The organism is Methylobacillus flagellatus KT, from assembly GCF_000013705.1.
GTDB classification, from domain to species: domain Bacteria; phylum Pseudomonadota; class Gammaproteobacteria; order Burkholderiales; family Methylophilaceae; genus Methylobacillus; species Methylobacillus flagellatus.
Genome location: NC_007947.1, coordinates 2043604 through 2067852 on the forward strand (window position 1 = coordinate 2043604; position 24249 = coordinate 2067852).

Here is a 24249-nt window from a genome sequence, read left to right on the forward strand (position 1 = left end):
CCGAATTTCTGACCAATGCGCAGATTGCTTTTTATATCACTGCTGATGGCAAGCAACCATGTCGCTGCGGAAACAGACTTGGATTTCAAGCTGCCGACACTGGACGGCACGCGCTTTGTCGAACTTCGCCAGGTTGCCAAGCCGGTGCTGGTCAATTTCTGGGGCGTGGATTGTCCGCCGTGCGTGGCGGAACTCCCGATGCTGGATCAGTTTGCAGTCGAACGCCCGGATTGGAGCGTTCTGCTGGTCAATACAGATGGCGCCGCCATGGCACAGCGCTTCCTTGAACAGCACCCGGTGAAATCCACCGTGCTGCGGCCTGGCATGAACGTCACAGGACTGATGCGCAAGGCGGGGAACAAGATCGGCGCCCTGCCCTTTACCGTGGTGCTGGATAGCAGGCAGGCGATCTGTTTCCGCAAGACCGGGGCATTGAGCCCGGAAGATATGGCGCGGATTGCGGCATTATGCCACTGATGCCACCATGCTAAGCGCTGTCGCCTAGCTGGACCTGGTTGCGCCCGGCTGCCTTGGCCGCATACATGGCCTTGTCGGCACGCTCCAACACAGGCTCCAGCTTCTCCCCGGCACGGGCCACGCCCACGCCCACGCCTAGGCTGGCCGTGATGGCAACCTGGCTGCCTTGGTAGGCAATCAGCTCGTTCTCGATGGCGCTGCGGATTTTCTCTGCCAACAGCAATGCGTTGTGCTCATCGCAATCCTTGATGGCGATGAGAAATTCCTCGCCACCCCAGCGGCAGATGAAATCAGCGGCTCGAGTGTTGCCCTTGATGATGCGCGCCACTACGGTCAATACATAGTCGCCGCCCAGATGCCCCAACCTATCGTTGATGGACTTGAAATGATCCACGTCCAGCAAGATGAATGCCAGTGTGCTGCGTGCTCGCTCGTTTTCATTGAGGAACACGTCGATTACCACATCGAATGCACGGCGGTTGGGCAAGCCGGTCAGCGTGTCTGTGGTCGCCATGGTTTCCAGCTTGTCCTGATAGCGCCGCAGCGCAACATGGGTGAGCGCGACGACGATCGCGGTCACGACCAGGCACAGCAGCAAGTTGAGCTGCAGCGCCTGACGGATATCGCTGGTTGCCTCCAGTTCATCCTGCCCGACGAATAGATACCATTGCAGTTCCGGGATATAGCGGATATTGATGAGCTGCTTTGTCTCGGCATCTTCGTACTGGAAGCTGCCGCCGTGAATATCGTCCTTTGCTGTATTGAGCACTTGCTGGAAAATGCCGGCCAGCGCAGGCTGCTGGTTGATGTTCTGGCCCACCACCTGGTGCTTGCTACCCGATAGACGGATCAGGCCGGACGAATCGACAAAATAGACATCGCGCCTGAAGCGATCCTGATAGTGGCTAATCAGTTTCTGCACCGAATCCACGGTCAGGCCGACGCCAACGGCACCCAGGTATTGGTTGTCGTAATCCAGCACACGGTAGTTGATAAAGATGGTCAAGGCGTCGGCATGCGCCATATCCCGATCCACATTGATCTCATAAGGGACCTGCATATCGCGTACCCGGTAGTACCAGGCATCGCGCTCCTCATTGGGTCGCACCTGTTTCAGCACGCCTTTGCCATAGTAATAGTTGCTCGTGCGCCCCGACACCAGGAAACTGATGAATGCACCATACTGGTCCTGCACCTCCTGCAAGTAACGGCTGATTTTGTCGATATTTTGCTCGCCGTCGAGCATCCAGTCCCGCAGGAAGGTGTCGGATGCCATCTTGGACGATACGAAAATCGGCCGGATGAGGTCCTTCTGGATTTCGGAATAGATGTTGTCGGAGCTGAGGGGCAGCGTGCTGTCGACGATCGCATTGTGGATGGACATTCGCGATACTTGGTAGCTCACTACCGAGGTGGCGATGAAACCGCTTGCCAGGATGGCAATGATAAGGAAAATCAGCTTATGTCTGCTCATGGGAGCCGGCCCGGACTGCAGTTCATTGTGCACCGGTCAGCGCGGCAGGTGGTGAAGCCGGTTGGCCAGGCATCTGGTCTATTACCTGGTAGAAGACTTCGTCCTGCTTGATCATGCCCAGCTCGCTGCGCGCACGCTCCTCGATAGCGGCATTGCCCTGCTTGAGGTCACGCACTTCAGCATCCAGGGTATCGTTGCGCAGCTTCAATTCGGCATTGACGGCCTTCTGCGCAACGATTTTCTGGTTCAGGTCCCACACCCTCAGCCAGCTGCCCTTACCCAGCCACAGCGGATACTGCAGCAAGGCGATCAGGGCGACGAAGATGAGGGTGAGCAGTCTCACTTCAGATTATAAAACGCTTCTTTGCCTGCGTAGCTGGTGGCATCACCAAGCTCTTCCTCGATACGCAGCAGTTGGTTGTACTTGGCGATACGCTCGGAACGCGACAAGGAGCCAGTCTTGATCTGCAAGGCATTGGTCGCAACCGAGATATCCGCAATCGTGGTGTCCTCGGTCTCGCCGGAGCGGTGCGAGATCACGGCGGTATAGCCGGCGCGCTTGGCAGTCTCGATGGTGGTGAAGGTCTCGGTCAGGGTACCGATCTGGTTGACCTTGATGAGCACGGAGTTACCCACGCCCTTCTGGATGCCTTCACGCAGTATCTTGGCATTGGTCACGAACAGATCATCACCCACCAGCTGTACTTTCTTGCCGATGCGGTCGGTCAGCAACTTCCAGCCGTCCCAGTCATGCTCGGACATACCGTCCTCAATGCTGACAATGGGATACTTGTCGACCCAGGTCGCCAGGTAGTCGGCAAACTGTGCTGAAGTCAGCTGCAGGCCTTCGGATTCCAGGTGGTAGAGGCCGTCCTTGTAGAACTCGGAGCTGGCGCAATCCAGGCCCAGCAGGATGTCGCGACCCGGCTCATAGCCGGCTGCGGTGATCGCCTGCAGGATGTACTGGATCGCGGCTTCGTTGGATGGCAGGTCCGGCGCAAAACCGCCTTCATCACCCACGGTAGTCGCCAGGCCTTCGCTGTGCAGGATTTTCTTCAGGGCGTGGAACACTTCAGCGCCTGCGCGCAGGGCTTCGCGGAATGTCGGCAGGCCAGCAGGGATGATCATGAACTCCTGCATATCCACACTGTTTTCAGCATGCGCGCCGCCGTTGATGATATTCATCATCGGTGTAGGCAATTGCATGAAGCCGGAACCACCGAGGTAGCGGTAGAGCGGCAGGCCGGACTCTTCAGCGGCGGCACGGGCGCAGGCCATGGAAACCGCGAGGATCGCATTCGCACCCAGGCGGCTCTTGTTCTCGGTGCCGTCGAGGTCGATCAGGGTCTGGTCGATGAAGCTCTGTTCTTCAACGTCGAGGCCGATGATGGCTTCAGTGATTTCGGTATTGACGTTCTCGACTGCCTGCAACACGCCCTTGCCGAGGTAGCGCGCAGCGTCGCCGTCGCGCAGTTCGACCGCTTCCTTGGTGCCGGTGGAGGCACCGGAAGGCACGGCCGCACGGCCGATCACGCCGGACTCGAGCAGGACATCAACCTCGACAGTGGGGTTACCGCGGGAATCAATGATCTCGCGGGCAATAATATCAACAATGGCACTCATGCTTTATTTCCTCAATGTAGATTTGGATTTTTGTTCCGGCTTACACCGTATGTTCGATGAAGCCGGCTTTTTTCACCACGCGGTCGAGGTCGACCAACACTTCCAGCAATGCCTTCATCTTGGACAAAGGCCAGGCGTTCGGGCCGTCGGACAAGGCCTGGGCAGGATCGGGATGGGTTTCCATGAACACCCCAGCCACGCCGCTGGCAACCGCGGCGCGCGCCAACACAGGCACGAACTCGCGCTGGCCGCCGCTCTTGTCCCCCTGGCCACCAGGCTGCTGGACTGAATGCGTGGCATCGAACACCACCGGGCAATTCGTCTCGCGCATGATGGCGAGTCCACGCATGTCAGAGATTAAAGTATTGTAGCCAAAAGAAGCGCCACGCTCGCACACCATGATGGTATCCGCGCCGCCGTTGGCTTCTTTCGCTTTCTGCACTACCTGCTTCATGTCGCCGGGCGCCAGGAACTGGCCCTTCTTGATATTCACCGGCTTGCCGGACTGGGCGCAGGCGGTGATGAAGTCAGTCTGGCGGCACAGAAAGGCTGGTGTCTGCAATACATCCACGACTGCCGCTACATGTGGCACCTGTGCTTCAGTATGCACGTCGGTGAGAATGGGCACGCCGACCTGTCGGCGCACTTCGTCTAGGATCTTCAACCCCTCGTCCATGCCGAAACCACGGAAAGTCTTGTTGGAACTGCGGTTGGCCTTGTCGTAAGAGGATTTGTAGATGAAGTTGATACCCAGCGCTGTCGTGATTTCCTTGAGCTGTCCAGCCGTCTCGATCGCCATTTCCTGAGACTCGATCACGCATGGGCCGGCAATCAGGAACAAGGGCTGGTCTATGCCAACCTCAAAACCGCAAAGCTGCATGTTGGTTACGCCTTTCTATTGGCCAGGGCCGCTGCAATATAGGCATTAAACAAGGGATGCCCGGTACGTGGATTGGAAGTGAATTCAGGGTGGAACTGGCAGGCGACGAACCAAGGATGTACCTCGCTGGGCAGCTCAACCATTTCACAGAGCTGCTCGGTCGGCGTGCGCGCTGATACCACCAGGCCGGCCTTTTCCAGCTTGTCCACATAGTGGTTGTTGACTTCGTAGCGGTGGCGGTGGCGTTCGTTGACTTCCGCACCGTAGATGGTAAACGCCTTGGTATCCGGCACGATGGGACATTTCTGCGCACCCAGGCGCATCGTGCCACCGAGGTCGGAATCCTCGCTGCGCTGCTCCACCTTGCCGTCGGCATTCTTCCATTCGGTAATCAGGCCAACAAGCGGATGAGGAGTATGGGGGTCGAATTCGGTGCTATTGGCGTCCTTGAGCCCTGCCACGTTGCGCGCAAACTCGATGACGGCCAGCTGCATCCCCAAGCAGATTCCCAGGTAGGGTGTCTTGCTTTCACGCGCATAGCGGATCGCGGCAATCTTGCCTTCCGTCCCGCGCTTGCCGAAACCGCCTGGCACCAGGATGGCATCCATTTTCTCCAGTTCGCCGGTGCCGTGTTTTTCCACCTCCTCGGAATCGATGTAGTGGATATTGACTTTGGACTCGTTATGAATCCCGGCATGAATCAGCGCCTCGGTCAGGGATTTGTAGGACTCGGTCAGGTCCACATACTTGCCGACGAAGGCGACATTGACCTCATGCTTGGGGTTCTTCAATGCATGTACGATGCGGTTCCAGCTCGACAGGTCTGCCGCGCGCGCGAGCAGGTTGAGCTTGTGGCAGACGATCTCGTCCAGCATCTGGTCGTGCAGCATGCGAGGAATGCTGTAAATACTGTCTGCATCGACTACCGAAATGACAGCCTCGTGAGGCACATTAGTAAATAATGCGATCTTGCGCTTTTCGTCCTCGGGAATGGCACGGTCCGCACGGCAGAGCAGGATGTCTGGCTGGATGCCGATTTCGCGCAACTCCTTCACGGAATGCTGGGTAGGTTTGGTCTTGAGCTCGCCTGCGGTGGGAATCCACGGCAGCAGCGTCAGATGCATGAAACAGGTATTGCTGCGCCCCTCCTCGATGCCCATCTGACGGATGGCTTCGAGGAAAGGCAGGGACTCGATATCGCCCACTGTGCCGCCCACTTCGACAATCGCCACATCGGCCCCTTCGGCGCCGCGCTTCACATGCGCCTTGATCTCGTCGGTAATGTGCGGAATCACCTGCACGGTCTTGCCCAGGTATTCACCGCGGCGCTCCTTCTTGATCACGGTTTCGTAGATCTGGCCGGTAGTGAAGTTATTGCGCTTACCCATGCGGGCGCTGATGAAGCGCTCGTAATGGCCGAGGTCGAGGTCGGTTTCGGCGCCGTCGTCGGTGACGAACACCTCGCCATGCTGGAACGGGCTCATGGTGCCCGGGTCGACGTTAATATAAGGATCCAGCTTGAGCATGGTCACCTTGATGCCACGCGACTCAAGAATTGCGCCTAAGCTGGCGGCTGCAATGCCTTTACCTAAAGAGGAAACAACCCCGCCGGTAACGAATACGAATTTGGTCATGGAATAAACACTTTGGACATTGCGGACGGGGCTAGATTTTACTGCAAACGCCTATGCCCGACAAATGGGAAAATCCGTCATTATAACGCCCTGCAAGCCCGAGTGATTAATATTCAAGCAGTAAGGCCCTATACTTGAATGATCGCTTCAGCAGCTATCTTGACAGCCGCTGAGGCAGAGCGTCACGTCTTAGCATAGACCCAAGCATTGAGCAGATCCCTCGCAGCCCATGCCACTTCTCCGGCAGTCAGCCCGATCGGGCCGATACCGCGCTCGACCAGGGCATCGGCAGCGGCACCATGCAGATACACCCCGAGCAATAACGCCTGTTCCATGCCCATGGACTGCGCCAGCAAGGCAGCGATGATGCCGCACAAGGTATCGCCCATGCCGGCGCTCGCCATGCCGGGATTACCGCTCCGGTTGACGAACCAGCGCCCGTCCGGCAAGGCAATGATGCTACCGCACCCCTTGAGCACCACGGCGGCCTGGTATGTACGGGCGAGCTTCAGGGCGCTGGCAATGCGATCGGCCTGCACTTCGTCATTGCGACATCCCAGCAGGCGGGCGGCCTCGCCGGGATGTGGAGTCAGCACGGTACTTGCCAAAGGACGTCCCTTCAATGCCTGCTGCAGAGAATGATGGGCTGCAACAAGGTTGAGCGCATCCGCATCGAGCACCAGAGACTGCGACTGCCCAAGCACCTCATGCAACACAGCCATCGCCGCACTCGAGGTTCCCATGCCAGGGCCGACTGCCAACACACTGGACAACGCCGGCACGGTGGCGGCATCGTGTAGCATCAGTTCCGCCTGTGCCGTATCCAGTACCCATGGTTGATGTGCGAGCAGGCCACAATACACCCGCCCCGCCCCCAGCAGCAGCGCCGCCCGGGCAGCGAGGATTGCAGCCCCTGTCATATGCTCGGCGCCGCCGATCACGCCTACGCTGCCGTGACTGCCCTTGTGGCTGTTGCGCGTTCTCGGCAAGGGTAGCGCTGGAGGTTGGTCGACCAGCATGCCAGTAGCGATGGTATTCGCTTGCGCTAATCCCAGGGTTTCAAGGTGAACCTCGCCCGCATGGTCCGGGCCATCCAAGGTAAACAAGCCAGGCTTGAGGCCAATGAAGCTCAATGTGTGACTGGCCTTGACGGCAGCCCCCAGCACACGTCCTGTCGACATGCATAATCCGCTGGGGATATCCAGCGCCAGTACCGGCAATCCGAGTGCGTTCACCTGCCTGATCAGCTCACAGTACCGGGCATCCAGCTCGCGGGACAAGCCGATCCCGAATAAGCCATCGATCACCAATTGCCAACGCCCGTGCGGCGGAATTTCATTAAGCAACTCGCCACCTGCGGCAATCCATGCCTCATAGGCAGCAGCTGCATCGGCAGGCAGCCTGGTGCTGTCGCCGACAAATACCACGGTCACCTGGTACCAGGCCGCCCTGAGATGGCGCGCGGCAACCAATGCGTCGCCACCGTTGTTCCCCGGCCCAGCCAGCACCAGCACGCTATATTCATGCTCTTGTAGCAGTTTTCTCGCCATGCTGGCAGCCGCCAGTCCAGCTTTTTCCATCAGCCCCTCGGCAGCATGCCGCTGCTCGATTTCCCGCAGTTGAGCTAGATCATATAAAGGTTTCATGGGCTCGCGTCATGTTTGCATGGTTACCGGATGGATTGCTGGATCAACAAGCTGCAGGATATCGCTCAACCGGCCTGGTGCATAGCAGCCATGCTCGGTAATGATGGAAGTCACCAGCCGCGCAGGCGTCACATCGAAAGCGGGATTGGCTGCCGCGCTGCCTTCCGGCGTCACGCGCACGCTGGTCATGCATCCGTTTTCCGCCCGCCCGGCCACTATGTGGACTTCATCGACATCCCGCTCTTCGATCGGGATATCCTTCGCATCGGCGATCTGCCAGTCTATCGTCGGCGTCGGCACTGCCGCGTAGAACGGCACCCCATTGTCTGCCGCAGCCAGTGCCTTGAGATAGGTGCCGATCTTATTGCAGATATCCCCGGCGCAGGTAGCACGATCCGCCCCCACGATCACGCAATCGACCTTGCCATGCTGCATCAGGTGCCCGCCTGCATTGTCGCACACTATGGTATAGGGCACGCCGTGCTGCTGCAGCTCCCAAGCCGTCAGGCTGGCGCCCTGGTTGCGCGGCCGGGTTTCATCGACCCAAACGTGCACATCCATGCCTGCATCGAAGGCGGCATAAACAGGGGCCAGCGCCGTTCCCCAATCCACGGTCGCCAGCCAGCCGGCATTGCAGTGCGTGAGGACGTTGAGGCGGCCCGGCTTGCCCACCGCCAACCTCTGTAGCAAGGCCAGGCCATGCTGGCCAATCGCCTGATTGATCCGGACATCCTCGTCGGCGATGCAGTCAGCTTCCCGCCAGGCATACTCACAACGCTGGGCTTCAGGCACCACAAGCAATGTACGCATCATGCGCTCCACTGCCCAACGCAAATTCACGGCTGTCGGACGGCTGGCCAGCAAACGCGAAGCTGCTGCCTGCAAATGCTGCTCGCTAGGGGATTCCTGGCTTGCCAAGGCCATCCCGTAGGCAGCGGCCGCGCCGATCAAAGGGGCGCCACGCACCTGCATCCGACGAATGGCATCCACCATTTGCTCCACAGAATCTAGGGTAATGATCCGCCACTCATGCGGCAGCACCGTCTGGTCGATGATCGCCACGCAATACGCGGTGTGCTCGCCCTTCTCCCGGACAAGCGGCCAAATGGTGCGAAATAGTTGTTGACCTATGTTCATTTTTCTATCTGGACACAAGAAATATGACTATCCACAAATTCTGTGGATAATTTTGTGAATAGAGGTGACTTAAAATTGTAACTATTGTAATTAAAAGGAATTTTTGGTTTGCCCATTTTTTGGGCTATATCATAACTAAATGATTTTAAAGTAATTTTTATATATCTTTGGATTTAATGGAGTTCCGGCAAAAACCTTAAGTAGTCCTTGAGCATGTGTGCACAACTTGCAGGAAATGATTGGTCAGAAATCAGGCAAAGAAAGAAATTCGGCAAAAATGAAATTCAATATGTCACACCATGTTCATATTTACACGATAAATACGGTTCCTGTTTTCAATTTTCCTGCCTTATCACTGCCTTCTGCATCGGCCCTCACATTAGGCAAGGTGCAGATTGCTCCCTAACGCGGCTATCCACAAATTCTGTGGATAATTTTGTGGATACCTGTGACTTAAAAGTGTAACTTCCCAATTCATAATGCTTTTTTCGAATCGCCCAAAAAATGAACTTATTTATTAATCCTTACAAATCATACAGTTACCATAAGCCATTGGATTGTTAACATTTTTTAACAGCCCTTAAAGTGTTACTTGAGGTGATGTGCATAAATTCCCCAGCCCAGGCAAAATGTCAAGCGCATTCTGGCTTGTTTTTTCCATGACCAACGCTACATCCTCGCCCCGGATTTCTGCCAATGTTGCAGCAATCTGGACCAGTTGTCCCGGCTCGTTGCGTCCGCGATGTCCCAGCCATGCGGGAGGGATGTCGGGCGCATCGGTTTCCAGCACGATAGTGTCCAGCGGCAATGCCTGGGCAAGATGGCGTATTTTGAGCGCACGCTCATAGGTCATGGCACCGCCGAAGCCCAGCTTGAAGCCCAGCCTGATGAATTCCTGGGCCTGTTGCAGGCTGCCATTGAATGCATGGGCAATTCCCCGCACCTTGAAACGCCGCACCTGCTTGAGAACCTGATCCACGGAACGCCTGACATGCAGCAGCACGGGCAGGTCGAAATCACGCGCAAGCTTGAGTTGCTCGACGAAGTAAAACTCCTGTCGCGCACGGTCATAATGCTCGACAAAGAAATCCAGACCGATTTCCCCTACGGCGACGACATCACCACGATAACGTGCAATTTCCGTGGCCAGCATCTCCAAATCTTGAGGCTGGGACTGGTCGACGAATAGCGGGTGTATGCCAAGCGCCATGGCACAGCCCCGATAACGCCCTGCAAGTGCCTGTACCGCCGCGAAATTGCCGCGCACGACCGCGGGGACCACAATGATGCCGACGCCCGCTTGCCAAGCCGCCTGCGCCACCTCATCCCGGTCGTGGTCGAACTCCGGTGCGTCGAGGTGGCAATGGGTATCGATCAGCCAGGCCATTCTGCCGTCACTTCACCGGCTTGGCGCGCACAAACCAGTCAGCACCCACCTGGCGGAAATCCAGCGCATGCAGTTGAATTTTCTGCTGCATCTCCTGCAAGGCGGGCATGGTGAACATATCACGCGCCCCACCTCCCAGCAGTACTGGTGCGTAATACAACAGCAATTCGTCCACCAGTCCGCCGTACAGCAGGCTGCCATTCAATCTCGCACCAGCTTCCACCATGACATCGTTGATCTGCCGCTGGGCCAGCGCGTGCAACAGGGCTTCCAGATCGACCCGTCCTGAGGGGCCGGGCATGGCGATCAATTCGGCACCGGCATCCCGCAAGGCTTTTTCCTGTACAGGTAGGCTGGCTGCATGGGCGATCAGCACGCGGCCGGCCTGCAGCGTCGCAGCTGCAGGCGGAGTGCGCAATTGGCTATCGACGATCACGCGCCAAGGCTGGACGCCATGCCGCTGCTGCAGAAGCGTGACATCCCGTACGGTCAGCATAGGATCGTCGGCGAGCACAGTGCCGACACCGGTGAGTATCGCGCAGGATTGCGCGCGCCATTGTTGTACATGCTGACGGGCCGACGGGCCGGTGATCCACTTGCTCTGCCCATTGTTCAGGCCGGTCTTGCCATCCAGGCTGGCGGCAATCTTGCTGCGCACCCAGGGGCGTTGCCTGGTCATGCGTGAAATGAACCCGGCATTCAGCTCCCTGGCTTCATGTTCCAACAAACCGTAGGCGACTTCGATGCCATGTGTGGACAGCCGCTTCAACCCGCTGCCTGATACCAGCGGATTGGGATCCTGCATGGCGGCAACTACGCGCCTGACGCCCGCCTTGACTAGGGCATCGGCACACGGCGGCGTACGCCCGAAATGACTGCACGGCTCCAGGGTAACGTAAGCATCCGCGCCCGCCGCCTGCCCTCCGGCCATTCTCAAGGCATGCACCTCCGCATGCGGCTCGCCCGCCCTGAGATGCGCGCCACGCCCCACCACCTTGCCATCCTTGACGATCACGCAGCCGACGCGCGGATTGGGACTGGTGCTGTACAAACCACGAGCCGCTTCACGCAGCGCAAGATTCATATAGTGGTGGTCGCTGGCGGAGAATTCTGGGGAGGTAAAGGTATTCATGCCTGCCATGATAAGTGCTGGCAAGGCTAGGAGACAAGCAGAGAGCAGCGGTGTGAAGTCCTCAACCAACCAGCTAAGAAGGCCTTGACTCCACCCCTCGTTCCATCCTAATAAAAAAACACCGCCCCAGATCACTGGCAGCGGTACTTTTCACTCCGGATACCGGCTTGTCACCGATCCTTAAATCAATCCAAGTCGCGAATCACGTCGTTGAAGTCATCGACGTCCTGAAAGCTGCGATAGACTGATGCAAAACGGATGTAAGCTACCTTATCGATGGCCTTCAGCTCCTGCATGACAATTTCGCCAAGATCGCGCGCCATGATCTCGCGCTCACCCTTGGCGAGAATTTTCTGCACGATATGCTCGAGCGCTCTGTCCACATATTCGGTCGGCACCGGGCGCTTGTGCAGAGGACGTGTGAAGGAAAGCCGCAGCTTGTCCCGGTTGAATTCCTCGCGTTTGCCATTCTGTTTCACGACCTGCGGCAAATGCAATTCCGCTGTCTCATAGGTGGTGAAACGCTTGTCGCAGGCGTTGCACCGGCGGCGGCGGCGAATGGAATCCCCTTCCTCGTTGACACGGGAATCGATCACTTGCGTATCGTCAGCACCGCAGAATGGACATTTCATTGCGTAATTTTGCCCTGCAATTCCTGCAATTTAAATAAGAAACTCCACCGACTACAAGGCGTGCTCTGTATGGATGATATGTCTAGATGCAGCCAACAGAGCTCATCTGTAGCGGTCCTGGCTAGGGGCTCTGCTGCAGGCACAAGGCAGAGCAACAACGCCAGGAGAGCTTTGTTAGCCGCACTAAGCGCCGTACACCGGGAAGCGCGAGGTCAAGGCATGCACCTTGGCCTTGGTCGCAGCGATGACGGACTCGTCAGTCGGGTTATCAAGGATGTCGGCAATCAAGTTGGCCACTTCTGCAGCTTCGGCCTCCTTGAACCCGCGCGTGGTAATCGCGGGCGAACCGATGCGTATGCCGGAAGTGACGAATGGGCTCTCGGGGTCGTTTGGGATGGCGTTCTTGTTCACGGTGATATGCGCCTGCCCAAGATAGGCGTCAGCCGCCTTGCCAGTCAGCCCCTTGGGACGCAGGTCGACCAGGAACACATGCGACTGCGTGCCGCCGGAGATGATGCGCAAGCCTCGAGAAGCCAAGGTCTTGGCCATGGTGTCGGCGTTCTTTAATACTTGTTCCTGGTAGGCCTTGAATTCTGGCTGGGCGGCCTCGAGGAAGGCAACCGCCTTAGCAGCGATGACATGCATCAATGGACCACCTTGCAGGCTGGGGAATACGCTGGAGTTCAGCGACTTCTCGAACTCTGCCTTGGCCATGATCAGGCCGCCGCGCGGGCCACGCAAGGTCTTGTGCGTCGTGGAGGTGACAAAATCGGCATGCGGCACGGGGTTGGGATAGACGCCAGCCGCGATGAGGCCGGCATAATGCGCCATATCGACCATGAAATAGGCGCCTACTTTCTTGGCGATGTCTGCCATGCGCGCCCAGTCGAAACGCAAGGCGTAAGCAGAAGCCCCGCCGATCAGCAGCTTAGGTTTGCATTCCAGCGCAATGCGTTCCATCTCGTCGTAGTCGATCTCTTCCTTGTCATTCAGGCCGTAAGGCACGATGTTGAACAGCTTGCCGGACAGGTTGGCTGGTGAGCCGTGGGTCAAGTGCCCGCCATGGCCCAGATTCATCCCCATGACGGTGTCGCCGGGCTTGAGGACGGAGAAATATACGGCCTGATTGGCCTGGGAGCCGGAGTGTGGCTGTACGTTGGCATACTCGGCGCCAAACAGCTTCTTCAGGCGGTCGATCGCCAGCTGCTCGACACCATCAACGAATTCACAGCCGCCATAGAATCGCTTGCCTGGATAGCCCTCTGCATACTTGTTGGTCAGTTGCGAACCTTGCGCCTGCATCACGGCAGGACTGGTGTAATTCTCGGAGGCAATCAGTTCAATGTGTTCGTCCTGGCGATGGCGCTCTGCTTCCACATATTTCCAAAGATCAGGATCAACAACGCTCAGGTTTTTGGCCGTGCTAAACATGGTTCGATATCTCGGGTATGAAATGAATAGGCGGGATTTTAGCATGTTCACCGCACGACAGCTTTGAAACAGATGCAGAGGCAATGAAAATGATGCATTGCCCGCCTGCGGCCAATAGCCACCACCACCTGCCTCCACACAGCCAAACGACTTAGCGGCAAAGTCGTATCCGGTTGAGAAGCAAGCTGATGATCATTGGCATGTCGATTGCCAGGATGTTCTCTAGATGCACCCCCATCCCAAATCTCTCGGTCAGGTATAATCTCGACTTATACCATCTCGAATTCCCCATCATGGCCTTCATCCGCCAAGAAGATTTTATCGACAGCATCCACCAGGCATTGCAATACATTGCCTGCTACCATTCGCCGGACTTCCTCGCTGCCATGCACGATGCATGGCAGCGTGAGCCGTCTCCGGCAGCGCGGGATGCGATCGGTCAAATCCTCATCAACTCTTATCTCTGCGCACAAGGACAACGCCCGCTCTGCCAAGACACCGGGATTGTCGTGGCCTTCGTTTCCGTCGGCATGAACGTGCAGTGGCAGGCCAGCATGAGCCTGCAGGAGATGGTGGACGAAGGTGTACGCCGCGCCTACCTCGACCCGGACAACCGCCTGCGCGCCTCCATCGTGCGCGACCCCGCGGGCAAGCGCCTCAATACCCGCGACAACACGCCGTCTGTCGTACATGTGGACATGGTGCCCGGCGATACGGTGGAAATCCATATCGCCGCCAAAGGTGGTGGATCGGAAAACAAATCCAAACTCGCCATGCTGGAACCTTCCGACGACCTCATCGAATGGGTGCTGAAAACAGTACCGGAAATGGGTGCCGGCTGGTGCCCACCTGGGGTACTCGGCATCGGCATCGGCGGCACGGCGGAAAAAGCCGTACTGCTCGCCAAGCAATCCTTGTTTGCTCCCATCGACATCCAGGCATTGAGAGCCAGGGGACCTCAGACACGGGCAGAGGAGCTACGCCTGGAAATCTACGAGAAAGTCAACCGGCTCGGCATCGGCGCTCAAGGCCTGGGCGGACTCACAACGGTACTGGATGTGAAGATCCTGGAGGCCCCGACCCATGCGACTTCGCTACCAGTCGCCATCATTCCCAATTGCGCAGCCACACGCCATGTGCATTTCACATTGGATGGCACTGGGCCAGCACGCCTGCCTGCGCCCCGGCTGGAAGATTGGCCACGAGTTGCGCTGGATGCCAGCACCCCCATGCGCCGGGTCGATCTCGGCAAGGTAACACGAGAAGACGTGATCAGCTGGCAGCCAGGAGAAAAACTGCTGCTCTCGGGCAAACTGCTCACCGGGCGCGATGCCGCCCATAAGCGCATCGTCGACCTGATCGCCCGCGGTGAGCCGATGCCGGAGGGCCTGGACTTCACCAACCGCTTCATCTATTACGTCGGGCCGGTCGACCCGGTAGGCGATGAAATCATTGGCCCAGCGGGCCCCACCACCGCCACACGTATGGACCGCTTCACGGAGACCATGCTGACCCAAACCGGCCTGCTCGGCATGATAGGCAAGGCCGAGCGCGGCGAAGCCACCGTACAGTCCATCAAGCGGCATCAATCGGTCTACCTGATCGCGATCGGCGGCGCAGCCTACCTGATCTCGCAGGCCATCAAGGCATCTCGTATCGTGGCATTTGCCGACCTGGGCATGGAAGCCATCTACGAATTCACGGTGGAGGATATGCCCGTGACGGTGGCCGTGGATAGCCGAGGCCACGCTGTGCATGATACCGGCCCGGCCGAGTGGCGTCCCAGAATTGCTAACATCCCCATTTTCAGCGAATAGACAGGATTTATCCATGGCTAAATTGTTTACCCCGATCCGTTTCCGCGACACTGAAATCAAGAACCGTATTTTCGTCTCGCCCATGTGCCAGTATTCCGCCGAGGAAGGTATCGCCAATCACTGGCACCTGGTGCATCTCGGTGGCCTGGCTGTGGGCGGCGCAGGCCTGATCATCGTCGAGGCGACAGCGGTAGCGCCCGAAGGCCGCATTACGCCTTTCTGCCTGGGGCTATGGTCAGACGCCCACACCCAGGCATTCAAGCCCATCGTGGATTTCATCAAACAACAGGGCGCCATCCCTGCCATCCAGATCGCTCATGCAGGGCGCAAAGCCTCTTGCGATGCCCCTTGGCGTGACGGCAAATTCCTGCCTCCGGAACAAGGCGGCTGGCAGACCTTCGCTCCCTCCGCCATTCCCGTCACGCCCGAGCATGGCACGCCCCATGCCCTCAGCCGTGAGGAAATCCAGCAGGTCGCGGCGCAATTCCATGCCGCGGCCAAGCGCGCGCTAGATGCGGGCTTCGAGGTGCTGGAACTGCATTGCGCCCACGGCTATCTATTGCACGAATTTCTTTCTCCCCTATCCAACCGCCGTGAAGACGAATACGGCGGTAGCCTGGAGAACCGCTGCCGCCTAGCACTGGATATTGCCCGCGATCTGCGCACATTGTGGCCGCAGGACAAACCTGTTTTCGTGCGCATTTCCGCGACCGACTGGGTGGAAGGCGGCTGGGACATCGACCAATCGATACAATTCGCCAAATGGCTCAAGGAGGCAGGAATAGATTTGATAGACTGCTCCAGCGGCGGCTTGATCCTGGATGCCAAGATTCCTGCCGGGCCCGGGTACCAGACCGAGTTCGCACAACGCATCCGCCACGAGACTGGCATCGCGACTGGCGCGGTGGGGTTGATCACATCGGCCGTACAAGCTGAGCATATCCTCGTCTCTGGACAGGCCGATGTCGTCATGCTCGCGCGCAAGCTGCTGAGTGACCCGCACTGGCCGCTGCATGCCGCCAAGGAATTGCGTACGGATGTCACATGGCCAGCGCAATATGTGCGCGCCAAGCATATTGAATAATCGCAGGAGCCGGCTTGGACTGGCGCCGCTCAGAAAGGAAACATGATGAAATGGACTGATAGCCAGCGAATCGCTGAAGCACTATACGACAAATATCCTGACGTGGATCCGAAAACAATACGATTCACCGACCTCTATGACTGGATACTAGCGCTGGAAGACTTCGACGACGAACCGGAAAAATGCGGCGAACGCATCCTGGAAGCCATCCAGATGGCATGGATAAAAGAAGCGGAATAACCTAGATTCAAGCATTTTCAGCATCAATTTAAGGGAGCGCCATGACAGCACCAAAAGAAATCTTCAAAGCTTACGATATCCGCGGCATCGTCGGTAAAACCCTGACCCCGGAAATCGTGGAGTCCATCGGCCATGCGATCGGCAGCGAAGCTGCGCTGCGTGACCAGAAAACTATCTGTATCGGCTATGACGGCCGCCTATCCGGCCCCGAGCTTGCCGCAGCGCTTTCGCGCGGTATCCGCAAGAGCGGCCTGGATGTGATCAATCTCGGGCTAGTAGCGACTCCTATGGTATATTTCGCCGCCTACCATCTTCAGACCGGTTCCGGCGTCATGGTGACCGGCAGCCATAACCCGCCCGAATACAACGGCTTGAAAATGGTCTTGGCAGGCGAAACCTTGTCCGGCGACACCATACAACGGCTGCGCGCGCGTATCGACAACAACGACTTCGTTCATGGCAACGGCACGGAAAGCAGCCACGACATTGCCCCTGCCTATATTGAACGCATAGCCTCCGACATCAAGCTCAAGCGTCCCATCAAGCTGACAGTGGATTGCGGCAACGGCGTCCCCGGCGCTTTTGCAGGCAAGCTTTACCGCGCGCTCGGCTGCGAGGTGGAGGAATTGTTCTGCGAAGTGGATGGGCATTTCCCCAACCATCACCCTGATCCTTCAGTCCCGGAAAATCTCAAGGACCTGATCGAAAACCTGCTGGCAGGTCAATCCGAAATCGGGTTCGCTTTCGATGGCGACGGCGACCGTCTCGGCGTGGTCACCAAGGATGGCAGCATCATCTACCCGGATCGACAACTACTGCTGTTCGCCGAGGATGTGCTCAAGCGCAGCCCCAAGGCTACCATCATTTACGACGTCAAATCCACGCGCAACCTTTCCCCCTGGATCAAGCAGCGCGGCGGCGAGCCATTGATGTGGAAAACCGGACACTCCCTGGTCAAGGCCAAGATGAAGGAAACCGGCGCTGCGTTGGCTGGTGAGATGAGCGGGCATATATTTTTCAAGGAACGCTGGTACGGCTTCGACGACGGCTTGTATTCCGGCGCGCGCCTGCTGGAAATCCTCAGCCAGTTCGACGATCCTTCCGCCGTGCTCAATGCGTTGCCCGACAGCGTCAGCACCCCTGAGCAGCATATCCACATGCGGGAAGGAGAGCCGCACCGCTTAATCAGCGAGCTGCAGGCCAGCGCCAAGTTCGAAGGGGCAAACGAAGTCATCACTATCGACGGCTTGCGTGTCGAATACAGTGATGGTTTCGGCCTGATGCGCCCTTCCAACACTACGCCCGTGATCGTCTTGCGCTTCGAAGCGGACAATGCCGAGGCGCTCAAGCGTATTCAGGAACAATTCCGCAGCGTCATCCTGGCTGCCGCGCCTAACGCCAAGCTACCTTTCTGAGCATGCGCAACTCGCGGCTGCTATGGTGGGTCATCTGGCTGGCATTGGCAGGCGCGGTCTACCACTTGGCGGATCGTGCATTAAACCCCAACCGCATCGGTATTCTGGGGGATGCTCCCAGCGTCACGCTGCAGCGCGGGCTTGACGGGCATTATCGCGCCGAGGCGCTCATCAATGGTGTCAAGGTCAACGTGCTGGTGGATACCGGCGCAACCGGCGTCGCCATATCGCCGCGCATTGCAGAGCGCCTGCAATTGAAAAGCAACCAGGCAGTTCGTACCTCCACCGCCAATGGCGAGACTGTGGCCTACATGACCCGGCTGCAGTCCGTACAGCTGGGCGGCGTCAAGGCGGACAATGTCGCTGCCGTGATTGCTCCTGGACTAGATGGCGACGTACTGCTGGGAATGTCGTTCCTGGCACGCATGGATGTCCGCCTATTCCAAGGCAAGATGACGATTACGCAGGTTGAGGAATAGCCGGCGCTCCTTGCGCCTGCCGCCATCGGTGAAGCCTCAGGCGGTATAGCACATGAGGTCTTAACCTCGGAATATCGGCAACGGCGGGATGATCGAAACTTCCTGCGATATCCTGCCGCATGGAGAGCCGCTCCATCAACGCTATGGAGCGGCGATTTTCCGCAGTGGCAAATGCCACAATCTCCTCCAGCCCCAACTCTTCAAACCCTATACGCAAGGCAGCCTAGCCTCGAAGGCGTACCCTTGTCCCCAATACGTCCGGCCAGGCGCCAACCAATTTCGACACAAGGTTGAAAAGGTAAATCATGGGCAGGGATATGCAAGCCCACAAAACCGATAAAACGATGGCTGAGCCTCTCCTCCACTGCCCATAGGCCTCAGCCGCGCTGCTCGATCAAACTGGCACAACGCCTTGCCATGGCGTCACTCTGCTGACTATCCAGAGTGTCAGGGAAATACGCCATGACTTCAGGGTCGGCATTGAGTAAAGCAAATGGCGCGAGATCCGCCTCACGCCATTGCCTCAACACCAACCTCTCAGTCGGGACCCCGAGGTATTGCATCAGGTGATGACGGTAGGCTGGTCGCGCCCGGTACGTTGCTTTAGCTCGGAAATTTGATGCGCAATCGCGATCAAGTCCGCCAAGGCATCCTGCGCATCCTGGTCATGCTTGGAAATATCCGGCTCGAAAGACTCCAGATAGATACGCAGCGTTGCACCGGCTGTGCCCGTACCAGAAAGGCGGAATACAATACGCGAGCCGTCTTCGAACAGAATGCGTATCCCCTGCTTCTGACTCACGCTGCCGTCGACAGGATCGGTATAACTGAAGTCGTCGCACGTCTTCACGGTGTAGCGCCCAAAATCCCGGCCCGGTAATGACGCAAACTGGGCACGAACATGCTCGATCAAGCCATTGGCGGCATCGCTAGGTAGCTCCTCGTAATCATGGCGCGAATAGACATTGCGGCCAAACCTTGCCCAGTGGCGCTTGACAATGGTTTCCACCGGCTGACGCTTGATCGCGAGAATATTGAGCCAAAACAGTACCGCCCACAAGCCGTCTTTCTCGCGCACATGGTCCGATCCGGTGCCAAAGCTTTCCTCCCCGCACAATGTCACCTTGCCCGCATCCATCAGGTTACCGAAGAACTTCCATCCAGTCGGCGTCTCAAAACATGGAATATCCAGCTCCTGCGCCACCCGGTCCACCGCCGCACTGGTCGGCATCGAGCGCGCCACCCCGGCGATCCCCTGTGCATAACCCGGCACAAGGCGCGCATTCGCCGCAATCAGGGCCAAGCTATCTGAAGGCGTGACAAAGAAGCGCTTGCCAAGGATCATATTGCGGTCCCCGTCTCCATCCGATGCCGCTCCGAAGTCCGGTGCATCGTCTCCATACATAATCTCGACTAAATCATGCGCATAAGTCAGATTGGGATCAGGGTGCCCGCCGCCAAAATCAGGCAGTGGATCAGCATTCATCACCGCATCAGGATCCGCACCGAGGCAGTCAACCAAAATAGCGCGCGCGTAAGGCCCTGTCACGGCGTGCATCGCATCAAAGCGCAAACGGAATCCGCTTGCCAGCAACTGGCGAATGGCTTCGAAGTCGAACAGTTTCGCCATCAAGTCAACATAATCACTGACAGCATCAATGATTTCTACCGTCATTCCAGCCAGTTCGATCTCTCCTACAATATCTAGCGCCACATCCGGTGCATCGACGATTTTGTACTGCGTCATTTCCTGGCTACGTGCAAAAATCTCCTCCGTCACTTTTTCCGGCGCAGGCCCACCATTAGCTGAGTTAAACTTGATGCCGAAGTCACCTGTAGGCCCTCCCGGGTTATGGCTTGCCGACAGGATGATGCCGCCGAATGTCTTGTATTTGCGGATCACACAGGAAGCCGCTGGCGTAGACAATATCCCATTCTTCCCGACCAACACCCGTCCTATTCCATTGGCAGCCGCCATTTTGAGGATGGTCTGTATGGCCTCAAGGTTGTAGAAACGCCCATCCCCGCCGACGACCAATGTCGCCCCAGCAGGCACCTGGACTGCGTCGAAAATGCTCTGCACAAAGTTTTCAAGATAATGTGGCTGCTGAAAAACCGAGACACGCTTTCGCAGGCCAGATGTTCCCGGCCGCTGGTCGTCGAACGGCTGGGTGCTAATAATATGAATTGCCATGCATATACTTTCGGGATGGTTTTAGGTTCAAATGCAGAAGCTAACTTACTTGATTAACAGCCCACTTTCAAGTTGACAAAAGTGTGAAACCTCAGGATAATCTCGCTTCTCGATTGGGGCATTAGCTCAGTTGGTAGAGCAGCGGACTCTTAATCCGTTTGTCGTAGGTTCGACCCCTACATGCCCCACCAATCGCATCAAGGCTTGCAGCATTGCAGGCCTTTTTCGTTTTTCGCAATGATTTCCCAACTGTTTACCTCCTTGCTCTACATATGGGCGGATATCCCGAGTATTGGCAGTCCTAAAGATATCTTTCGAGCCTGGGGAAACTCTTCGAAGCCCATACGCATTCATCAGCGCGATGAGAGTTGACATGACCGCCTGAATGAGCAGAGAGCAGACGTATGCCAATATCTAAGTGGCCTCGTGAACTGGAGAGGAAAATAATAACAATCCGCCAAGGGCAAACATCATTTTCTAGGACCTCACTCGCAAATATTGCTCTTTACTGCCCCTGTACCCCTTTGGAAAATTTGTGAATCTGGCAATTTGACTTGGCTTTTTCGAACACTCGGACCTCAAGCCCCACTCAGTATTGGTGATTTTGACTATAAATTTAAAAATATATAGGTAAGCAATATTTCATGGTATGAATGTAGCGTTGGAGCATCTTAAAGAGGCGGACAAGCCGTCGATTGCACATGACCTGAACTTGATGCTGTCATGTCAGATATGACGGTGGAAAGACGGGCGCAGTAAGTGGATGGCCAGGTCAGATCAACTCACCCAGGGTTTTGGGGAGAATCCTGTCATAGCTTTCACGAAACCTTGCAGTGAGCAATTGCAACAGCCTGATCAGCACCTTGTTGCCTAGCTTGGGCATATTGGCCAGCAATTGATATAGCGCATCCCTGCTCAGCACGGCAAAGTCAGTGGGCAAGCTGGCAACACAGCTGGCAGAGCGCGGCATGCCATCAATCATTGACATTTCACCAATGATGGCGCCAGCCCCGACCTTGGCAATGGTCTGTATTCCCTTGTTCGGAATATCCTTGATGACGTTCACTTCTCCCGTCAGGATCAGGAGCAAGTAATCTCCTGGATCGCCCTCCGTCAGCAGCTGACAGTCCCTGGGTGCAGCATAGCACTGCATATAGGAGCACAAATAACGCACTTCCTCGTTGGAAAAGTCCCCGAACAGCTTGATTTTATTTACAATCTCGAGGATTTCCTCGAAATATTTATCCGCACCGCCCAGATGCACCAGATCAGGATACATGTAAATTCAGCCCTTAAATTAAAGGAATTTATGGATTAACCGTAAAGTATTTAGGGTAAAAAAGATAAAAGCTCTCATTACTCAAGTTATTTGCGTCATAATAATGCAAGAGTATCTGAACGACATATAAAAAGTTAGACCTGAATTGCTTAGTAAATTATAACCGAGCACATGTCCTTAAATAAAAACTTAAACGATATTGAGAAAAGCCAGTTAATTGAGCTAATGCATGAATCTTTGAGAATTCGCTCGCACTTTGAGCTTTTTCTCTGGATGCAGGGAAAACTTCAGGTTTTCCTGCCGCATGAAATCATGATAACGGCTTGGGGAGACTTTTCACTTGGAGTCATATACTTCAACATTGTTTCCCCCCTGCCAGGCATCCGCTCCGACAAGATTGCCAGTCATGAAATCAATCAGTTCCTGCAAAACCTGTTCAACTATTGGCTGAACCATGCCAAGGCCCCTTTCACGCTCGCAGCAGCCGACAACATCCTGCATGACTGCGAATTCTCTAACAAAGAATCAAGCTATTACTTAAAAAACATGAAATCGGCATTGGTGCATGCCATCAAGGATCACCGTGGCAGGCATGATTGCCTTTATGTATTGCTTAGCTCCAACCTGAGCTTCCCCCCAGCCTCTCGTCCCATGCTGGAAGCGCTTCTACCCTATATCGATAGCGCATTGCGGCAGATAGAACACTTGCCGGAGCAGCAACCGACACTGATCAAGGCAGAACCCGAGCCCAAGGATGAAAGCCTGAATATCCTTTCCGGCCGCGAGCTGGAGATCATGGACTGGGTCACCAAAGGCAAAACCAACCAGGAAATTGGCATGATTCTTGATATCAGCGCCTTTACTGTCAAAAATCATTTACAGCGCATTTTCAAAAAACTCAATGTTATGAATCGTGCACAAGCCGTCGCCAAATTCCGCAAATAACCATTGTTTCAATTCCGGCAGCTAAAAAGGCCATGACATTTACAGCCTTTCCACCTTTCGATTTTCATTCACCCATGGTTGCGTAACTTGTCGCAGTTATGCGATAACGCTGACATTCCCCTGAAAAATGTGGTGTACTGCGTGCTTTTTGCACATTTTATTTTGCCCTGCTCTTGGGATGAATAGTCTCTTATCCCAGACTGGACAACAATAGGCCAATCGGACTAGCCACGTAGAGGCAAGTGCTCAGAACCCGAGGCTGTCCAGCAAATCGTCCACCTGCTCCTGACTCGCGACTACGTCGACGGCGGCATCCGGATTGATCTGCGGGCCATTCAACAAGGTGTTGTCCTCCTTCTTGACTGCGGTGCCGGGAGAGAAATCGATCAGCACCTGTACCAGTTGCTGTTCTATTTCCTGTGCCAGTTCGGTAATCTTCTTGATCACTTGCCCGGTCAGGTCCTGGAAGTCCTGTGCCATCATGATGTCGAGCAACTGAGCCTTGGTCGCGTCAGTATGATTGACCGTCCTGGAGAGAAATGCCAGCGTCTCGTCAGCCAATTGGTCATAATCGCGCTTGAGCGAGGGAGCGGCCAAGATACTCTTCCAACGTTCTTCGAGGCTGACGGCCTGTTGATTCAATTCATCCTGCAGGGGAGTCGCAATGTCGGTCGCGTTCAATACCCGCTCCGCTGCCTGTTCGGTCATACGTGCCACGTAATTCAATCTGTCACGCGCATCGGGAATACCTTGTGCCGCCTGCTCCAGCAATTTGTCGAAACCGAGACCTCGCAGGCTTTCATGCAAATTCCTGGTCAGCAATCCAATGCGGTGCAACATTTCGTCATGCGAGGTTTGAATGCTGCTCACATTCTCAGGGACAATCTCTGCATTTTGAAGTGGATTCGTCATGATCATCCCCCTGCTTTTTCAAGCTTTTCGAAGATTTTACTGAGCTTTTCGTCCAAGGTTGCTGCAGTGAATGGCTTCACCACATAGCCGCTGGCACCTGCCTGGGCAGCGGCTATGATATTTTCCTTCTTCGCCTCAGCAGTCACCATCAGTACCGGCAATGACGACAACGCCGGATCGGCACGTATCTGCTGCAACATGGTCAAGCCATCCATATTGGGCATATTCCAGTCGGATACGACAAAATCAAAGCTTCCACTCCTCAATTTGGCCAAAGCCATGACGCCATCTTCTGCTTCATCGACATTGTTGTATCCCAACTCTTTGAGCAGATTACGCACAATACGCCGCATCGTGGAGAAGTCATCGACCACCAGAAATTTGGTATTGGGGTTTGCCATTTGTTACTCCATTTCAGATTTTATTAGTAT

General features: G+C 56.1%; 24 protein-coding genes and 1 tRNA gene. 8 read left to right on the forward strand and 17 right to left on the reverse strand.

Annotated features, from left to right (window positions below; all coding sequences use genetic code 11):
• The first annotated feature begins 15 nt into the window (after positions 1 to 15).
• Positions 16 to 477, forward strand: a complete 462-nt coding sequence (locus MFLA_RS09740) for a TlpA family protein disulfide reductase (RefSeq protein WP_011480127.1) — start codon at positions 16 to 18, stop codon at positions 475 to 477.
• A 10-nt stretch (positions 478 to 487) separates the two neighbouring features.
• Here the strand turns inward: MFLA_RS09740 and MFLA_RS09745 are convergent, their stop codons facing one another.
• From MFLA_RS09745 to glyA, 11 genes are all read right to left on the reverse strand, one after another.
• Positions 488 to 1951 (reverse strand): sensor domain-containing diguanylate cyclase, encoded by a 1464-nt coding sequence (locus tag MFLA_RS09745; RefSeq protein WP_011480128.1) that lies wholly within the window; start codon positions 1949 to 1951, stop codon positions 488 to 490.
• Between the two features lie 22 nt (positions 1952 to 1973).
• On the reverse strand, positions 1974 to 2294 hold the full coding sequence (ftsB, locus tag MFLA_RS09750) for a cell division protein FtsB (RefSeq protein WP_011480129.1): 321 nt from the start codon (positions 2292 to 2294) through the stop codon (positions 1974 to 1976).
• On the reverse strand, positions 2291 to 3574 hold the full coding sequence (gene eno / locus MFLA_RS09755; RefSeq protein WP_011480130.1) for a phosphopyruvate hydratase: 1284 nt from the start codon (positions 3572 to 3574) through the stop codon (positions 2291 to 2293). The genes ftsB and eno overlap by 4 nt, the downstream gene beginning before the upstream one ends.
• 40 nt (positions 3575 to 3614) lie before the next feature.
• Entirely contained in the window at positions 3615 to 4454 is an 840-nt protein-coding gene (gene kdsA / locus MFLA_RS09760) for a 3-deoxy-8-phosphooctulonate synthase (protein WP_011480131.1), read from the reverse strand.
• Positions 4455 to 4459: 5 nt separating this feature from the next.
• Positions 4460 to 6088: a CTP synthase gene (locus MFLA_RS09765; RefSeq protein ID WP_011480132.1), complete on the reverse strand. Its 1629-nt coding sequence runs from the start codon at positions 6086 to 6088 to the stop codon at positions 4460 to 4462.
• 182 nt (positions 6089 to 6270) lie between these two features.
• The gene (locus MFLA_RS09770; protein ID WP_011480133.1) at positions 6271 to 7734 is read right to left on the reverse strand and encodes a bifunctional ADP-dependent NAD(P)H-hydrate dehydratase/NAD(P)H-hydrate epimerase; all 1464 of its coding nucleotides are present in this window, start codon (positions 7732 to 7734) and stop codon (positions 6271 to 6273) included.
• A gap of 9 nt (positions 7735 to 7743) precedes the next feature.
• Complete coding sequence (gene mtnA / locus MFLA_RS09775; protein ID WP_011480134.1) at positions 7744 to 8871, reverse strand: S-methyl-5-thioribose-1-phosphate isomerase; 1128 nt, start codon at positions 8869 to 8871, stop codon at positions 7744 to 7746.
• A 580-nt stretch (positions 8872 to 9451) separates the two neighbouring features.
• A complete protein-coding gene (locus MFLA_RS09780) occupies positions 9452 to 10258 on the reverse strand; it encodes a TatD family hydrolase (RefSeq protein WP_011480135.1) in 807 nt (268 codons plus the stop codon).
• 7 nt (positions 10259 to 10265) lie between these two features.
• The gene (gene ribD, locus MFLA_RS09785) at positions 10266 to 11399 is read right to left on the reverse strand and encodes a bifunctional diaminohydroxyphosphoribosylaminopyrimidine deaminase/5-amino-6-(5-phosphoribosylamino)uracil reductase RibD (protein ID WP_011480136.1); all 1134 of its coding nucleotides are present in this window, start codon (positions 11397 to 11399) and stop codon (positions 10266 to 10268) included.
• A gap of 176 nt (positions 11400 to 11575) precedes the next feature.
• Positions 11576 to 12022, reverse strand: a complete 447-nt coding sequence (gene nrdR, locus MFLA_RS09790; RefSeq protein ID WP_011480137.1) for a transcriptional regulator NrdR — start codon at positions 12020 to 12022, stop codon at positions 11576 to 11578.
• A 183-nt stretch (positions 12023 to 12205) separates the two neighbouring features.
• On the reverse strand, positions 12206 to 13453 hold the full coding sequence (glyA, locus tag MFLA_RS09795; protein ID WP_048811676.1) for a serine hydroxymethyltransferase: 1248 nt from the start codon (positions 13451 to 13453) through the stop codon (positions 12206 to 12208).
• A 293-nt stretch (positions 13454 to 13746) separates the two neighbouring features.
• Between glyA and MFLA_RS09800 the strand changes: the two genes are divergently transcribed.
• The 5 genes from MFLA_RS09800 to MFLA_RS09820 are packed head-to-tail and all read left to right on the forward strand — an operon-like array spanning position 13747 to position 18488.
• Complete coding sequence (locus tag MFLA_RS09800) at positions 13747 to 15270, forward strand: fumarate hydratase (protein WP_048811952.1); 1524 nt, start codon at positions 13747 to 13749, stop codon at positions 15268 to 15270.
• A 13-nt stretch (positions 15271 to 15283) separates the two neighbouring features.
• Complete coding sequence (locus MFLA_RS09805; RefSeq protein ID WP_011480140.1) at positions 15284 to 16354, forward strand: NADH:flavin oxidoreductase/NADH oxidase; 1071 nt, start codon at positions 15284 to 15286, stop codon at positions 16352 to 16354.
• 45 nt (positions 16355 to 16399) lie between these two features.
• Positions 16400 to 16594: a Fe-S cluster assembly protein IscX gene (gene iscX / locus MFLA_RS09810; RefSeq protein ID WP_011480141.1), complete on the forward strand. Its 195-nt coding sequence runs from the start codon at positions 16400 to 16402 to the stop codon at positions 16592 to 16594.
• 41 nt (positions 16595 to 16635) lie between these two features.
• On the forward strand, positions 16636 to 18009 hold the full coding sequence (locus MFLA_RS09815) for a phosphomannomutase/phosphoglucomutase (RefSeq protein WP_011480142.1): 1374 nt from the start codon (positions 16636 to 16638) through the stop codon (positions 18007 to 18009).
• 2 nt (positions 18010 to 18011) lie between these two features.
• Positions 18012 to 18488: a retropepsin-like aspartic protease family protein gene (locus MFLA_RS09820; protein WP_011480143.1), complete on the forward strand. Its 477-nt coding sequence runs from the start codon at positions 18012 to 18014 to the stop codon at positions 18486 to 18488.
• Here the strand turns inward: MFLA_RS09820 and MFLA_RS14910 are convergent.
• From MFLA_RS14910 to MFLA_RS09830, 3 genes are all read right to left on the reverse strand, one after another.
• The gene (locus MFLA_RS14910) at positions 18469 to 18705 is read right to left on the reverse strand and encodes a GNAT family N-acetyltransferase (RefSeq protein ID WP_011480144.1); all 237 of its coding nucleotides are present in this window, start codon (positions 18703 to 18705) and stop codon (positions 18469 to 18471) included. The two genes, MFLA_RS09820 and MFLA_RS14910, sit on opposite strands and share 20 nt — an antisense overlap.
• A gap of 160 nt (positions 18706 to 18865) precedes the next feature.
• Positions 18866 to 19018: a GNAT family N-acetyltransferase gene (locus MFLA_RS14915; RefSeq protein ID WP_229407047.1), complete on the reverse strand. Its 153-nt coding sequence runs from the start codon at positions 19016 to 19018 to the stop codon at positions 18866 to 18868.
• Between the two features lie 32 nt (positions 19019 to 19050).
• Complete coding sequence (locus MFLA_RS09830; protein WP_011480146.1) at positions 19051 to 20682, reverse strand: alpha-D-glucose phosphate-specific phosphoglucomutase; 1632 nt, start codon at positions 20680 to 20682, stop codon at positions 19051 to 19053.
• 115 nt (positions 20683 to 20797) lie between these two features.
• Here MFLA_RS09830 and MFLA_RS09835 point away from each other — a divergent pair.
• Positions 20798 to 20873 (forward strand) — tRNA-Lys (locus MFLA_RS09835).
• Positions 20874 to 21454: 581 nt separating this feature from the next.
• On the opposite strand, the gene MFLA_RS09840 is transcribed toward MFLA_RS09835, so the two are convergent.
• Complete coding sequence (locus MFLA_RS09840) at positions 21455 to 21961, reverse strand: Crp/Fnr family transcriptional regulator (protein ID WP_011480147.1); 507 nt, start codon at positions 21959 to 21961, stop codon at positions 21455 to 21457.
• Positions 21962 to 22132: 171 nt separating this feature from the next.
• Here MFLA_RS09840 and epsA point away from each other — a divergent pair, with 171 nt between their 5' ends.
• On the forward strand, positions 22133 to 22906 hold the full coding sequence (gene epsA, locus MFLA_RS09845; protein ID WP_011480148.1) for an XrtB/PEP-CTERM-associated transcriptional regulator EpsA: 774 nt from the start codon (positions 22133 to 22135) through the stop codon (positions 22904 to 22906).
• Positions 22907 to 23152: 246 nt separating this feature from the next.
• On the opposite strand, the gene cheZ is transcribed toward epsA, so the two are convergent.
• Both cheZ and cheY read right to left on the reverse strand, forming a co-directional pair.
• Positions 23153 to 23818, reverse strand: a complete 666-nt coding sequence (cheZ, locus tag MFLA_RS09850; RefSeq protein ID WP_011480149.1) for a protein phosphatase CheZ — start codon at positions 23816 to 23818, stop codon at positions 23153 to 23155.
• Between the two features lie 2 nt (positions 23819 to 23820).
• Positions 23821 to 24219, reverse strand: coding sequence for a chemotaxis response regulator CheY (gene cheY, locus MFLA_RS09855; protein WP_011480150.1), 399 nt, complete (start codon positions 24217 to 24219; stop codon positions 23821 to 23823).
• Between the last annotated feature and the right edge of the window lie 30 nt (positions 24220 to 24249).

Coding starts and splice junctions, on each gene's coding strand:
- glyA (WP_048811676.1), bottom strand. CDS start 13,453: ATGTTTAGCACGGCCAAAAACCTGAGCGTTGTTGATCCTGATCTTTGG.
- nrdR (WP_011480137.1), bottom strand. CDS start 12,022: ATGAAATGTCCATTCTGCGGTGCTGACGATACGCAAGTGATCGATTCC.
- MFLA_RS09780 (WP_011480135.1), bottom strand. CDS start 10,258: ATGGCCTGGCTGATCGATACCCATTGCCACCTCGACGCACCGGAGTTC.
- kdsA (WP_011480131.1), bottom strand. CDS start 4,454: ATGCAGCTTTGCGGTTTTGAGGTTGGCATAGACCAGCCCTTGTTCCTG.
- MFLA_RS09815 (WP_011480142.1), top strand. CDS start 16,636: ATGACAGCACCAAAAGAAATCTTCAAAGCTTACGATATCCGCGGCATC.
- iscX (WP_011480141.1), top strand. CDS start 16,400: ATGAAATGGACTGATAGCCAGCGAATCGCTGAAGCACTATACGACAAA.
- cheY (WP_011480150.1), bottom strand. CDS start 24,219: ATGGCAAACCCCAATACCAAATTTCTGGTGGTCGATGACTTCTCCACG.
- MFLA_RS09805 (WP_011480140.1), top strand. CDS start 15,284: ATGGCTAAATTGTTTACCCCGATCCGTTTCCGCGACACTGAAATCAAG.
- mtnA (WP_011480134.1), bottom strand. CDS start 8,871: ATGAACATAGGTCAACAACTATTTCGCACCATTTGGCCGCTTGTCCGG.
- cheZ (WP_011480149.1), bottom strand. CDS start 23,818: ATGACGAATCCACTTCAAAATGCAGAGATTGTCCCTGAGAATGTGAGC.
- MFLA_RS09770 (WP_011480133.1), bottom strand. CDS start 7,734: ATGAAACCTTTATATGATCTAGCTCAACTGCGGGAAATCGAGCAGCGG.
- ribD (WP_011480136.1), bottom strand. CDS start 11,399: ATGGCAGGCATGAATACCTTTACCTCCCCAGAATTCTCCGCCAGCGAC.
- MFLA_RS09800 (WP_048811952.1), top strand. CDS start 13,747: ATGGCCTTCATCCGCCAAGAAGATTTTATCGACAGCATCCACCAGGCA.
- eno (WP_011480130.1), bottom strand. CDS start 3,574: ATGAGTGCCATTGTTGATATTATTGCCCGCGAGATCATTGATTCCCGC.
- epsA (WP_011480148.1), top strand. CDS start 22,133: ATGTCCTTAAATAAAAACTTAAACGATATTGAGAAAAGCCAGTTAATT.
- MFLA_RS09740 (WP_011480127.1), top strand. CDS start 16: ATGCGCAGATTGCTTTTTATATCACTGCTGATGGCAAGCAACCATGTC.
- MFLA_RS09830 (WP_011480146.1), bottom strand. CDS start 20,682: ATGGCAATTCATATTATTAGCACCCAGCCGTTCGACGACCAGCGGCCG.
- MFLA_RS09745 (WP_011480128.1), bottom strand. CDS start 1,951: ATGAGCAGACATAAGCTGATTTTCCTTATCATTGCCATCCTGGCAAGC.
- MFLA_RS09840 (WP_011480147.1), bottom strand. CDS start 21,961: ATGTATCCTGATCTGGTGCATCTGGGCGGTGCGGATAAATATTTCGAG.
- MFLA_RS09820 (WP_011480143.1), top strand. CDS start 18,012: ATGCGCAACTCGCGGCTGCTATGGTGGGTCATCTGGCTGGCATTGGCA.
- MFLA_RS09765 (WP_011480132.1), bottom strand. CDS start 6,088: ATGACCAAATTCGTATTCGTTACCGGCGGGGTTGTTTCCTCTTTAGGT.